The organism is Streptomyces sp. NPDC005004, from assembly GCF_053600675.1.
Genome location: NZ_JBSGAH010000010.1, coordinates 231,833 through 245,180, shown reverse-complemented (window position 1 = coordinate 245,180; position 13,348 = coordinate 231,833). Strand labels below are relative to the sequence as shown.

The window sequence follows — 13,348 nt, the reverse complement described above, 5'->3', positions numbered from 1 at the left end:
ACGCGCGGAGTGACGTACGGCACTGCGCACACCCCCTGACCTGCGTGGACGCCGTCCCGCGCGCCCGGCTGTCGGTGGCCGCCGCTAGCCTCTGACGAATGTCCGCGCGCATCACCGACCCCGAACAGCTCAAAGAGCTGCTCGGCATCCCCTTCACCCCGGAGCAGACGGCCTGCATCACCGCGCCGCCCGCCCCGCAGGTGATCGTGGCCGGGGCCGGCTCGGGCAAGACCACGGTGATGGCCGCGCGCGTGGTCTGGCTGGTCGGCACCGGACAGGTCGCCCCCGAGCAGGTGCTCGGTCTGACCTTCACCAACAAGGCCGCGGGCGAACTCGCCGAACGCGTCCGCAAGGCGCTGGTGAAGGCCGGGATCACCGACCCCGACGCCATCGACCCGGACAACCCGCCCGGCGAGCCGGTCATCTCGACCTACCACGCCTTCGCCGGACGGCTGCTCACCGACCACGGCCTGCGCCTCGGCCTGGAGCCCAGCTCCCGGCTGCTCGCGGACGCCACCCGCTACCAGCTCGCCGCGCGCGTGCTGCGCGAGGCGCCGGGCCCGTATCCCGCGCTCACCCGCTCCTTCGCGGACCTGGTCAGCGACCTGCTCGCGCTCGACTCCGAGCTGTCCGAGCACCTCGTGGACCCAGAGGAACTGCGCGCCTGGGACGCCGGGCTCCTGGAGACGCTCCAGGGCGTCAAGCTCAGCAACGCCGACCTGCGCAAGGTCCCCGAGACACTCGCCGCACGCCGGGAACTGGCCGGACTCGTCGAGCGCTACCGGGCCGCCAAACGCGAACGCGACCTGCTCGACTTCGGCGACCAGATCGCCCTGTCGGCCCGCCTCGCCGGCATCCCCGAGGTCGGCCGCGTGCTGCGCGAGGAGTTCCGGGTGGTCCTCCTGGACGAGTACCAGGACACCTCCGTCGCCCAGCGCGTGCTGCTCGCCGGACTCTTCGGCGCGGGCACGGGGCACCCCGTCACCGCCGTCGGCGACCCCTGCCAGGCCATCTACGGCTGGCGCGGCGCCTCCGTCGCCAACCTGGACGACTTCCCCGCGCACTTCGCGCACGCCGACGGCACACCCGCGGGGCGCCGGGCGCTCAGCGAGAACCGCCGCAGCGGCGGCCGCCTGCTCGACCTCGCCAACGGCCTCGCCGAACCCCTGCGCGCCATGCACGAGGGCGTGGAGGCCCTGCGCCCGGCACCGGGCGCCGAACGCGACGGCATGGTCCGCTGCGCCCTGCTGCCCACCCACGCCGAGGAGATCGCCTGGCTCGCGGACTCCCTCGCCCATCTCGTCCGCACCGGCACCCCGCCCGGCGAGATCGCCGTCCTGTGCCGCACGGCGGGCGACTTCGCGGAGATCCAGGGCGCGCTGGTCGCCCGGGACGTGCCGGTCGAGGTCGTCGGCCTGTCCGGGCTGCTGCACCTGCCCGAGATCGCGGACCTGGTCGCCGTCTGCGAGGTCCTCCAGGACCCCGGCGCCAACGCCTCCCTGGTCCGCCTGCTGACCGGCCCCCGCTGGCGCATCGGCCCCCGCGACCTCGCGCTCCTGGGCCGCCGCGCCCGGCTGCTCGTCGCCCACGCGGACACGGGCGGCGACGACCCCGACCGCAGGCTCGCCCAGGCCGTGGAGGGCGTCGACCCCGCCGAGGTCACCTCGCTCGCGGACGCCCTGGACACGTTCCTGGACGCCGGCGCCGAGGACGACGACGGGCTGCCCTTCTCCCCGGACGCGCGCGTGCGCTTCGCCCGGCTCGCCGCCGAACTGCGCGACCTGCGCCGCTCCCTGTCCGACCCGCTCATGGACGTCCTGCACCGGGTCCTGGCCGTCACCGGCCTGGAGGTGGAGCTGTCGGCATCCCCGCACGCGCTCGCCGCCCGCCGCCGCGAGACCCTGGCCAACTTCCTCGACGTGGCCGCCTCCTTCGCCGCCGGCGACGGCGAGGCCACCCTGCTCGCCTTCCTGGGCTTCCTGCGCACCGCCGCGCAGTACGAGAAGGGGCTCGACAACGCCCTCCCCGGGGGCGAGAACACCGTCAAGGTGCTCACCGCGCACAAGTCCAAGGGCCTGGAATGGGACGTGGTCGCCGTCCCCGGCCTGGTCACCGGCACCTTCCCCAGCACCCAGGGCCGTGACAAGTGGACCGCGCAGGCCAAGGTGCTCCCGCACGCCCTGCGCGGCGACACCGACACGCTGCCCGACGTGGACTCCTGGGACGCCAAGGGCATCAAGGGTTTCCACGAGTCCATGAAGGCGCACCAGCACACCGAGGAGCTGCGCCTGGGCTACGTCACCTTCACCCGCCCCCGCTCCCTCCTGCTCGGTTCCGGTCACTGGTGGGGTCCCAGCCAGCAGAAGCCGCGCGGACCCTCCGACTTCCTCCAGGCGCTGCACGACCACTGCGCCGCCGGGTACGGCGAGACCGAGGCGTGGGCGGAGGAGCCCGCCGAAGGCGAGGAGAACCCCGCCCTGCACACGGCCGACGACGACCAGGTCTGGCCCCTCCCGCTGGACCGGGCCGCCTTCGAACGCCGCCAGGAGGCAGCCCGCGTCGTCCGCGCCCACCTGGACGCGCCGGACGGTCCGCCGCCGGTGTACGAGGACCCCGAGTGGCCGACGGCGCCGCGGGACGAGGAGCCGTACGACGAGCCCTACGACGAGCCGCCGTACGAGGACGACCCCTACGGGCCGGACCCCGAGAACCCCGACGACTGGGAGCGGCTGAGCACCGAGCGCCCCCTGATCCCGCACCAGGCACCCGCCCCCGAGGGCACCGGGTCCCTGGTGGAGATCCCCGGGGACACGCCGATGCCCGAGGAAAACGCCGCCCCGGCGGAGCCCTTGGACTTCGAGGACCCCCTGACCCCCGAAGAGGCCCGCACCCTCGCCTCCTGGGACCGCGACCTCGACGCGCTCGCCGCCGAGCTGCTGCGCAGCAGGCGCGCCGTCACGGACGTACCCCTGCCGGCCACGCTCACCGCCACCCAGGTGCTCCAGCTCGCGGAGGACCCCGACGGGCTCGCGCAGGAACTCGCGCGCCCCATGCCGCGCCCCCCGCGCCCGGCCGCACGCCGGGGCACCCGGTTCCACGCCTGGGTCGAGGCCCGCTTCGAGGAACTGACCCTGCCCCTGCTGGAGCCGGACGAGCTGCCCGGCGCCGACGCCGAGATCGCGGACGAGGCGGACCTGGAAGAGCTGAAGGCGGCCTTCGAGCGCACCGAGTACGCCCACCGCACCCCCTACCGCGCCGAGGTCCCCGTGCAGCTCTCGCTGGGAGGCCGGGTCGTGCGCGGGCGCATCGACGCCGTCTACAAGGACGGCGAGGGCGAGGAGGCGACGTACGAGATCCTCGACTGGAAGACCGGCCGCAGCCAGAGTGCCGACCCGCTCCAGCTCGCCGTCTACCGGCTCGCCTGGGCCGAGCAGCAGGGCGTCCCGCCCGAGTCGGTCACGGCCGCGTTCCTGTACGTGCGCACCGGCGACGTCGTCCGTCCGGCGGATCTGCCCGGCCGCGCGGAGCTGGAGCGGCTGCTCGGCGGGGAGATGGCCGCCGGAGGCGGCGGCGAGGCGGCCGCGGGCGGCGGCGACAGCCCCGACGGTGCCGCGCGGACACCCGACGGCGGGGAGAAAGGGGCCGGTCGGGGAAGCCGAGTGTGACGAACCGCCCGGAGAGGATGTCCGCGCGGGCCGATAGGCTCGTCCGTATGAGCCAGACCCCGGACAGCGCCGTCCACGCGTACATCGAGCGGCACCGCGCCGCCTTCCTCGACGACCTCGCCGCGTGGCTGCGCATCCCCTCGGTGTCGGCCCAGCCCGAGCGGGCCGAGGACGTGCGCCGCAGCGCCGACTGGCTCGCCACCGCGCTCAAGGACACCGGCTTCCCGGTCGCCGAGGTCTGGCCGACCCCCGGCGCCCCGGCGGTCTACGCCGAGTGGCCCTCCGACGACCCCGGTGCCCCGACCGTCCTGGTCTACGGCCACCACGACGTACAGCCCGCCGCCCGCGAGGACGGCTGGGACAGCGACCCCTTCGAGCCCGTCGTCCGCGACGGAAAGCTGTACGCGCGCGGTGCCGCCGACGACAAGGGCCAGGTGTTCTTCCACACACTCGGCGTCCGCGCCCACCTCGCCGCGACCGGCCGCACCGCCCCCGCCGTCAACCTGAAGCTGATCGTGGAGGGCGAGGAGGAGTCCGGCTCCCCGCACTTCCGCGCCCTGGTCGAGGAACACGCCGACCGGCTCGCCGCCGACGTCGTGATCGTCTCCGACACCGGCATGTGGTCCGCGGACACCCCCACCGTCTGCACCGGGATGCGGGGCCTCGCGGAGTGCGAGATCCGCCTGGAGGGGCCGTACCAGGACATCCACTCCGGCTCCTTCGGCGGCGCGGTGCCCAACCCGGCCACCGCCGTCGCCCGCCTGGTCGCCGCCCTCCACGACGACGAGGGCCGGGTGGCGGTCCCCGGCTTCTACGACGGCGTGGTGGAGCTGACCGAGCGCGAGCGCGAGCTGTTCGCCGAGCTGCCCTTCGACGAGGAGCGCTGGCTGCGCACCGCCAAGTCGCACGCCACCCACGGCGAGGCCGGCTACAGCACCCTGGAGCGGATCTGGGCCCGCCCGACCGCCGAGGTCAACGGCATCGGCGGCGGCTACCAGGGCGCGGGCAGCAAGACGATCATTCCCTCCTCGGCGCTGGTGAAGCTGTCCTTCCGGCTGGTCGCCGGCCAGGACCTCGGCGAGGTCGAGAAGGCCGTCCGCGCCTGGGCCGCCCACCAGGTGCCCGCCGGGATCCAGCTCGACATCCGCTTCACCCCCGGCACCCGCCCGTGCCTGACCCCGCTGGACCACCCCGCGCTGCGCTCCGTCGTACGCGCCATGGAACGCGCCTTCCAGGGTCCGGTCCGCTTCACCCGTGAGGGCGGTTCGGGACCCGCCGCCGACCTCCAGGAGGTGCTCGGCGCCCCGGTGCTCTTCCTCGGCATCTCGATCCCCTCCGACGGCTGGCACGCCCCGAACGAGAAGGTCGAGCTGGACCTCCTTCTCAAGGGCGTCGAGACCACCGCGTACCTGTGGAGCGACCTCGCCGAGAACGGGGACGCCCCCTGACCGGCGGCCACGGCACCGGGCGTCCGCCCGCGCCCGGCACACTGGAAGGAACGCCCCGACCGCCCCACCGCACCCCAGCCGGTGCCCTCCGCCCTATGTCCCGTCGAACCGCCCGTCGAACCGAACCGTTCCATTGGGGGAGTTGGAAGCACCCGTGACCACCTGGACCGACCACACCGCCGACCGACCCATCTCGCTGACCGCCCCGAGCGGCATCGACCGCGCCGCCCACCACCGGCTCGACGAGGCCTGGCTCGCGGCGGCCTGGAGCCACCCCTCCACCCGCTGCTTCGTGGTCTCCGGCGGCCAGGTCCTCATCGACGAGACGCCCGACGGGCGCACCGAACTCGTCATGACGCCCTCCTTCGAGGCGCCGCTCACCGAGGCCCACCGCTACTTCCTCGGCGAGGACGAGGACGGCGTCAGCTACTTCGCCCTCCAGAAGGACTCGCTGCCCGGCCGCATCGACCAGTCCGCCCGCCCCGCCGGGCTGCGCGAGGCGGGTCTGCTGCTCTCCCCGCGCGACGCCGGGCTCATGGTGCACGCGGTCGGCCTGGAGAACTGGCAGCGCACCCACCGCTTCTGTTCCCGCTGCGGTGAGCGCACGGTCATCGCCGCCGCCGGGCACATCCGCCGCTGCCCGGCCTGCGGCGCCGAGCACTACCCGCGCACCGACCCGGCCGTGATCATGGCCGTCACCGACGAGCAGGACCGCATCCTGCTCGGCCGCCAGGTCCACTGGCCCGAGGGCCGCTTCTCCACGCTCGCCGGGTTCGTGGAGCCGGGGGAGTCCATCGAGCAGTCGGTGCGCCGCGAGGTCTTCGAGGAGGCGGGCATCACCGTCGGCCACGTCGAGTACGTCGCCAGCCAGCCCTGGCCGTTCCCGTCCAGCCTGATGCTCGGCTTCTTCGCCCACGCCACCTCCACCGAGATCGACGCCGACGGCGAGGAGATCGAGGAGGCCCGCTGGTTCTCCCGCGAGGAACTGGGCGCGGCCTTCGAGTCCGGCGAGGTCCTGCCGCCCTACGGCATCTCCATCGCCGCCCGCCTGATCGAGATGTGGTACGGCAAGCCGCTGCCGACGCGGAGCGCGTTCTAGGGACGCGTGCGGACGGACGAGAACCCCGGCCGGCCCTTCACGGGCTGCCGGGGTTCTCGTACGTCTTGACCGCTCGCGCGCCCCGGGTCAGGCGCCGAGCGCCTGCTTCACCTGGGCGAGGCTCGGGTTCGTCATCACGACCTCCTGGCCACCGGCGGAGGGGAGGACGCGCACGGTCGGCACCGTCTGGTTGCCGCCGTTGGCCTTCTCCACGAACGCGGCGGACTCCGGGTCCTGCTCGATGTTGATCTCGGTGTAACCGATGCCCTCGCGGTCGAGCTGGCTCTTCAGCCGACGGCAGTAGCCGCACCACGTCGTGCTGTACATCGTCACAGTGCCCTGCATGGTCTCTCGCGCTCCTCAGCAGCTCGGGGAAGGGGTCGTGCAGTGAGGGAACGCGCGAGAGCGGAGCGTCATTCCCGCGCCGCGACGACCACTGTGACACCCGCCGCATTAGTACGACCGCAAGGCCCCGCCTGTGGACAACGGGCGCGGTCGTCCCGGGCGACCTGGCAGCATGGCCATGTGACAGCAGCAACGCACTCCCCTCTCTTCCCGCGGACACCGGACTCGGCCGACGCGGTGCTGGAAGGGCTCGACCCCGAGCAGCGCGAGGTCGCCACCGCACTGCACGGGCCGGTGTGCGTCCTGGCCGGAGCGGGCACCGGCAAGACCCGCGCCATCACCCACCGCATCGCCTACGGCGTGCGCGCGGGCATCCTCCAGCCCTCCAGCGTGCTCGCCGTCACCTTCACCAACCGCGCCGCGGGCGAGATGCGCGGCCGGCTGCGCCAGCTCGGCGCCCAGGGCGTGCAGGCCCGCACCTTCCACTCCGCCGCCCTGCGCCAGCTCCAGTACTTCTGGCCGAAGGCGGTCGGCGGCTCCCTGCCCCGGCTCGTGGAGCGCAAGATCCAGCTCGTCGCGGACGCGGCCGTCGCCTGTGGGCTCCGCCTCGACCGCAGCGAGCTGCGGGACGCCACCGCCGAGATCGAGTGGTGCAAGGTCACCCAGACCGTCCCCGCCGACTACGCGTACGCGGCCGCGAAGTCCGGCCGTGACACCCCCCGCGACCCGGCCGAGATCGCCCACCTCTACGCGGCCTACGAGAACCTCAAGAGCGCCCGCTCCGTCATCGACTTCGAGGACGTGCTGCTGCTCACCGTCGCCGTGCTCCAGGACCGGCACGACATCGCCGACCAGGTGCGCTCCCAGTACCAGCACTTCGTGGTGGACGAGTACCAGGACGTCAGCCCCCTTCAGCAGCGCCTCCTGGAGCTGTGGCTCGGCGACCGCGACAACCTGTGCGTCGTCGGGGACGCCAGCCAGACCATCTACTCGTTCACGGGAGCAACGCCCGACCACCTCCTCGACTTCCGCGAGCGCCACCCCGGCGCCACGGTCGTCAAGCTGGTCCGCGACTACCGCTCCACCCCCCAGGTGGTCCGTCTGGCCAACGGCCTGCTCGCCCAGGCCCACGGCCGCGCCGCCGACCACCGCCTGGAGCTGATCTCCCAGCGCGGAGCCGGACCCGAGCCCGTCTGCGTCGAGTACACCGACGAGCCCGCCGAGGCCGAGGGCGCCGCCCGCCGCATCCGCGAGCTGATCGACGCGGGCGTCCCGGCGGCCGAGATCGCCATCCTGTTCCGCACCAACTCCCAGTCCGAGACCTACGAGCAGGCCCTCGCGGACGCCGGAGTCCCCTACCAGTTGCGCGGCGCCGAGCGCTTCTTCGACCGGCCCGAGGTGCGCCGGGCCGGGGTCGCGCTGCGCGCCGCCGCCCGCTTCGGCGGCAACGACTCCCTCCTCGACGAGGCCGTCGACCTGCCCTCCCAGGTGCGCGCCGTGCTGTCCGGCGAGGGCTGGACCGCCCAGCCCCCGGCCGGCTCCGGCGCCACCCGCGAGCGCTGGGAGTCCCTGGCCGCCCTCGCCCACCTCGCCCACGACTTCGCCGCCACCCACCCCGGCGCCACCCTCGCCGACTTCGTCGCCGAGCTGGACGAGCGGGCCGGCGCCCAGCACGCCCCCACCGTGCAGGGCGTCACCCTCGCCTCCCTGCACGCGGCCAAGGGCCTGGAGTGGGACGCCGTCTTCCTGGTCGGCGTCGCCGAGGGCATGATGCCGATCACCTACGCGAAGACGGACGAGCAGATCGAGGAGGAGCGCCGTCTCCTCTATGTCGGCGTCACCCGCGCGCGGGAACGGCTCCACCTCTCCTGGTCCCTCTCCCGCGCCCCCGGCGGCCGCCCCAACCGCAGGCCCAGCCGCTTCCTCGACGGGCTGCGCCCCGGCACCACCCCCACCGTCGGCCGTACCGGCACCGGCGCGCTCGGCGGCATCGAGCGCGGTACCGGTGGCACGGTCGGCGGCACCGGCGGCGGTCTCATGGCGGTGCCCCGGCGCACCCAGCGCACCCCGGCCCGCTGCCGGGTCTGCGGCCGCACGCTCACCGACGCGGGCGAGATGAAGCTGATGCGCTGTGAGGACTGCCCCTCCGACATGGACGAGGGGCTGTACGAACGGCTCAGGGAATGGCGCTCGGTCGAGGCCGGGCTCAGCGGCCAGCCGGACTTCTGCGTCTTCACCGACCGCACCCTGATGGCCATCGCCGAGACCTGCCCGGACACCCCGGCCGAACTGTCCCGCATCCCCGGCGTCCTGGACCGCAAACTGCGCCGCTACGGTGCCGACGTCCTGGCCATCTGCGCGGGCGCCGAGCCCGCCGCACCGGGGAACGACGGCCCGATCGACCCCCGGAACGACCCCGGGAACGCGGGGGAGGAAGCGTGTTGACGACTGATACGAACTCGTCGAAAAAATAGTTTGCGCACGCCCCGCGAATCCCCATAGGTTCTAGACACGGAAACGGCGGCCTTCTCGGAGGCTGTGATTCCGTGCTGTACTTGTTTATCCGACGGACCGGTTCTCCGGTCCCCCAAGGCGCCGAAAGGAGGCGAGTCCCGTGATCAGCATCAACACCAGCATCCTCAGCAGCTCGGCCAAAATGACCGATCGCTCGACCGTCTCCCTGTGCATGTTCGGCGCCTTCACCCAGGGCACCGGTGTGTCCGGCGTTCCCGCCGTCCGCCCCGCCACCGCCCTGTCCCTCGCGGGTCTCCCTGTCCGCGAGCGGAATGAGCGACCGACCAAGGCACTGGAAGCGGTAGAGGCACAGGCACACGCCTATGCCTTCGCGGCCGGTGCCGGATTCCAGCAGCAGACGACGCAGCACCACCTGATGTGGGCCTTCCGTGGGCCAGAACCCTGGAGCGATCCAGCCTGACAGTCGATCAGGCCGGCGCCTTCAGGGCCGCGGAACCCCACCCGGGTACCGCGGCCCTTCTGTTTTCCCCGAACGGGGTCGACGGAGCGAAGGGGCCTCGGGACAAGGAACGACCCGGTACCCAGCCGACACCCGGTCAACCGGCCGGAACGAAAAGACGAGGAAGACACCCCGTGCAACTCGAAGCGCACGCCCCGTCCGTACCGCCCTCACAAACGCTCCCCCCGCCCGGCCCCACGGAGGACACCACCTTGTTCCCCCTCAGCACGCTCACCGCGCTCGACGACGCCATCGAGAGCCTCGGCACCCCCGTACCCTGCCGGTCCTACGACCCGGAGGTCTTCTTCGCCGAGTCCCCGGCGGACGTGGAGTACGCCAAGTCCCTCTGCCGTACCTGCCCGCTGGTCGAGGCCTGCCTCGCCGGGGCCAAGGAGCGGCGCGAGCCCTGGGGCGTCTGGGGCGGGGAGCTGTTCGTCCAGGGGGTCGTCGTGGCCCGCAAGCGGCCCCGTGGCCGCCCGCGCAAGAACCCGGTCACGGCATGAACACCCCAGGAACGATCGACCGCCCCCTCACGCACGACCCCATGAAGCAGGCCCCGATGAAGCCGTCCACCAGCGAGCCCACGCGCTCCGCGACCTCAGACCTCACCACCCACGGCGTGACCGGTTCGCGCCAGAAGAACAGGACCCGAGAGATGCAACTCATCCCAGAAGCCCTGGCCCGTGCGCATATGCACGAGCGCCTGCAGGACGCCGAGCGGGAGCGTCAGGCCGTGCGCCTGGCCACCGCCCGGCGGATGCAGCGCCGGGCGGAGCGCGCCTCGCTGCGTGCTCGCCGGGCGCTCGCCATGGCCGTCATGCAGTAGGCGCGCACACCCGAGGCAGCACACCTTCTCCCCGCGGGGGCCGGTCCGTCGGACGGACCGGCCCCCGCGGCACGTCCGTCACGCCTCGGCGGCGGGCGCCTCCGGCAGGTCCTCCTCGTCGGCGGACTCCTTGGCGGTGGACGCCTCGGTGGTGAACTCCTTGACGACGAGCCGCTCGTCCACCGCCTCCCCGTTCAACTCCTCCTCGACGAAGCCCTCTTCGAAGCTCTCGTCCAGATCCTCCGCCAGGTCCTCCGCCAGGCCCTCGCCCAAGGTCTCGTCCACAGGCGCGTCCTCCACGAACCCGGGCAGCCAGTCCTCCAGCTCCTGCCGAAGCCGCACCGTCGCACCCAGTTGGCAGAGCACCCCGATGGTGCTGAGGGTCACGCGGTGTATCAGGAGATAGGCGGGCGGCAGGTTGAGCCGCTTGCCGAGCTGGTAGGCGGGGGAGCGGGGGTCCGCGACCCGGCCGGCCTGGCCGCGCATCCACGAGCGGGTGAAGGTGAAGGCGTCCACCCGGGCCGGTTCGATGATCGGCAGCAGATAGTCGAGCACCGCGTCGGGGTCCAGCTCGATGGACTCCTTGATGAAGCCCTCGCCGCACAGCAGCCGGTAGACACTGTCGGCGTCACCGTCGAGCGTCAGCCGCAGCGAGATCCCGATCGGCGGCGGAAGCCCTCCGGCGAGCCGGTCGACCGTGCCGAAGTCCAGCACGCCCAGACGCCAGTCGTCCTCGCCCCCGGGGCCGCCCGGCAGCAGCCGGAAGTTCCCCGGGTGCGGGTCGGCGTGCAGCAGACCGGTGCGCGCCGGGCCGGAGAAGAGAAAGCGGGCCAGCAGTTGCCCGGCCCGGTCGCGCTGCTCCGGGGTGCCGTCCGAGATGATCTCCGAGAGCGGGATGCCGTCGATCCACTCGGTCACCAGGACCTGCTCGCACTGGTGCACCACCGCCGGGACCAGTACGTCCGGGTCGTCCGCGAACTCCTCCGCGTGCGCGGACTGCGCCTGCGCCTCCAGCGCGTAGTCCAGCTCCTCGGAGACGCGGTCCCGCAGCTCCGTGATCAGCGGCTTGATGTCCATGCCAGGGATGAGCGGGCCCAGCAGCCGCGCGAACCGGCTGAGTTGGCTCAGGTCGGAGAGCAGTGCGTCGCCCGCGCCCGGGTACTGCACCTTGACCGCCACCTCGCGGCCGTCGTGCCACACCGCCCGGTGGACCTGCCCGATGGAGGCCGCGGCCGCCGGTTTGTCCTCGAACTCGAGGAACAGCTCCCGCCACTCCGCACCGAGCCGCTCCTCCAGCACCGCGTGCACCGTGCGGGTCGGCATCGGCGGCGCGGCTTCCTGGAGCTTGGTCAGCGCGGCACGGTAGGGACCGGCGACCTCCTCGGGCAGCGCGGACTCGAAGACGGACAGGGCCTGCCCGAACTTCATCGCGCCCCCCTTCAGCTCACCGAGCACCTTGAAGAGCTGTTCGGCCGTGCGCTGCTGGAGCTCCCGTCCGACGATCTCCGCCGACTCGCCCACGATCCGCTTGCCCAGCCCCCACGTGGCCCGGCCGGCGAAGCCGAGCGGGAGCGCGGCGAGCTTGGCGGTCCGGGTGACCGCCTTCCGGGGAAGATCAGACATGCGCCCTCCAAGTCCCTGTCGGCCCCGCCGCGCCCGACTCGCGTCGTCGCCCGGCCGACGGCCGTTGCACCGCCATTGTCGCGCGCGGCACCCCGCTGGTTGAGGAGTGCTCCCCCATTGCGGCTCCCTTTCCCTTCCCTTTTCCCTTCTCCACTGCTCCGCAGACACATGCGGGGTGTGGGGCGATCGGTCGAGAGTGCCAGGTCAGAGCGGGCAAGGACGCCTCCCAGCGGGTCCCGGCGCTGGACGGGGAGCCGCCGTCGAGGAAGGTCAGGGCGTGCGCGGCGGCGAGTCCCGCCACCGCGACGGCCAGCGTGAGGTCACAGGCGCCCACCCGGCGCGCCGTGCCGCACCGCCACTGGGTGACCAGGCGCGGCCACGCGGGGTCACCGTCCGTGCGGTCCTCGTGCAGACAGCCCGCACAGCTCGTCTCACCGGGGAGCACCAGCGGCCCGACCACGCCCGTGCCCTCCACCACCCCGGCGTAGAGGTGCGGCGTCCCGGAGGTCATCAGCCGCTCGGTGGTGAACGGGTCGGGGGCGTGCACGGCCACCTCGTCGCGCGGCGCGACGATCACCAGGGACAGTCCCGCCTCCGCCGGGCCGGGATCGGTGTGCGGGGAGGCGCGCGCCCGGCGCGGCGGACGGTCCGGGGCCGCACGGCGCACGGCAGCCCGTGCCGCCTCGTCCCGCCGCTCGCCCACCGACTCGGCGGGCAGGCCGCCCGGCGCCACGTCCCACGGCTCCACGCGCCCCACGTCGCGGACGTCCACCTCGCCCACCCCGGCGCCCGACAGCAGTGCGGCCAGCACCGCCCCGACCCGCCCCGCTCCGTGCACCCGCACCCGCAGCGCACGACGGGCGGCGAGCACCCCGATGGCGGCGCCCGGCTCGGAGGTGGACAGCGACAGCGAGGCGAGGTCGGGCCGCAGCCGGTCCAGTGCGTCCCCTCTCTCCCGCAGTGCCTGCGCGTCCGGCGGACCGCCCCGCAGGTCGTCGAGCAGCCCCGCCCGGCCGAGGCGCCGCAACAGGGCGTCCACGTGCCCGTCGGGCAGGTCCATGCGGCGCCCCTCCTCGCGCAGCAGCGGCAGCCCGCGTGCGCCGTTGAGCAGCCGGAGAAAGCTGCCCGTGGCGGGATCGACCGGGCCCAGCGTGATCGCGTGCGCCGGGGTCATACCGAACTGCACGGTGTTCAGATCGCGCCAGCCCTGCCGCAGCGCCGGCTTCACCATCGGATGCATCACAGAACCCCCGTCACCCTTCGTGTCGCACCTGCCCGTCCAGGCGGGTCCGGCCGGGCTCCGCCTTCGAACGCCAGCATGGCCGGATCGCCGGAAACGTGCCGGGAGTTGTCCACAGGCACGGGTTG

Annotated in this window: 10 protein-coding genes; 7 read left to right on the top strand and 3 right to left on the bottom strand. The window is 73.4% G+C overall.

All coding sequences use genetic code 11. The annotated features are described in order from the left end of the window. The first annotated feature begins 98 nt into the window (after positions 1-98). The 3 genes from ACWEEU_RS17080 to nudC all read left to right on the top strand — a co-directional run bounded on the left by ACWEEU_RS17080 (position 99) and on the right by nudC (position 6,212). Positions 99-3,665 (top strand): UvrD-helicase domain-containing protein, encoded by a 3,567-nt coding sequence (locus ACWEEU_RS17080; RefSeq protein WP_385743427.1) that lies wholly within the window; start codon positions 99-101, stop codon positions 3,663-3,665. Between the two features lie 47 nt (positions 3,666-3,712). Beyond that, entirely contained in the window at positions 3,713-5,113 is a 1,401-nt protein-coding gene (locus tag ACWEEU_RS17075; RefSeq protein ID WP_451733100.1) for a dipeptidase, read from the top strand. 154 nt (positions 5,114-5,267) lie between these two features. Continuing rightward, positions 5,268-6,212: an NAD(+) diphosphatase gene (nudC, locus tag ACWEEU_RS17070; RefSeq protein ID WP_199585009.1), complete on the top strand. Its 945-nt coding sequence runs from the start codon at positions 5,268-5,270 to the stop codon at positions 6,210-6,212. Positions 6,213-6,299: 87 nt separating this feature from the next. On the opposite strand, the gene ACWEEU_RS17065 is transcribed toward nudC, so the two are convergent. Further along, a complete protein-coding gene (locus ACWEEU_RS17065) occupies positions 6,300-6,557 on the bottom strand; it encodes a mycoredoxin (protein WP_385743423.1) in 258 nt (85 codons plus the stop codon). Positions 6,558-6,737: 180 nt separating this feature from the next. Here ACWEEU_RS17065 and ACWEEU_RS17060 point away from each other — a divergent pair, with 180 nt between their 5' ends. The 4 genes from ACWEEU_RS17060 to ACWEEU_RS17045 all read left to right on the top strand — a co-directional run bounded on the left by ACWEEU_RS17060 (position 6,738) and on the right by ACWEEU_RS17045 (position 10,357). Then, on the top strand, positions 6,738-9,002 hold the full coding sequence (locus tag ACWEEU_RS17060) for an ATP-dependent DNA helicase UvrD2 (protein ID WP_451733096.1): 2,265 nt from the start codon (positions 6,738-6,740) through the stop codon (positions 9,000-9,002). Between the two features lie 169 nt (positions 9,003-9,171). Then, positions 9,172-9,492: a hypothetical protein gene (locus tag ACWEEU_RS17055; protein ID WP_385743419.1), complete on the top strand. Its 321-nt coding sequence runs from the start codon at positions 9,172-9,174 to the stop codon at positions 9,490-9,492. Between the two features lie 173 nt (positions 9,493-9,665). Next, entirely contained in the window at positions 9,666-10,034 is a 369-nt protein-coding gene (locus ACWEEU_RS17050) for a WhiB family transcriptional regulator (RefSeq protein WP_385743417.1), read from the top strand. Beyond that, entirely contained in the window at positions 10,031-10,357 is a 327-nt protein-coding gene (locus tag ACWEEU_RS17045; RefSeq protein ID WP_199585005.1) for a hypothetical protein, read from the top strand. Before ACWEEU_RS17050 ends, ACWEEU_RS17045 begins: the two co-directional genes overlap by 4 nt. Positions 10,358-10,435: 78 nt before the next feature. Here the strand turns inward: ACWEEU_RS17045 and ACWEEU_RS17040 are convergent, their stop codons facing one another. Together ACWEEU_RS17040 and ACWEEU_RS17035 are read right to left on the bottom strand one after the other, a co-directional pair. Next, positions 10,436-11,980, bottom strand: coding sequence for an ABC1 kinase family protein (locus tag ACWEEU_RS17040; RefSeq protein ID WP_451733091.1), 1,545 nt, complete (start codon positions 11,978-11,980; stop codon positions 10,436-10,438). Continuing rightward, positions 11,973-13,220, bottom strand: a complete 1,248-nt coding sequence (locus ACWEEU_RS17035) for a ThiF family adenylyltransferase (RefSeq protein ID WP_385743412.1) — start codon at positions 13,218-13,220, stop codon at positions 11,973-11,975. The genes ACWEEU_RS17040 and ACWEEU_RS17035 overlap by 8 nt, the downstream gene beginning before the upstream one ends. Positions 13,221-13,348 lie beyond the last annotated feature (128 nt).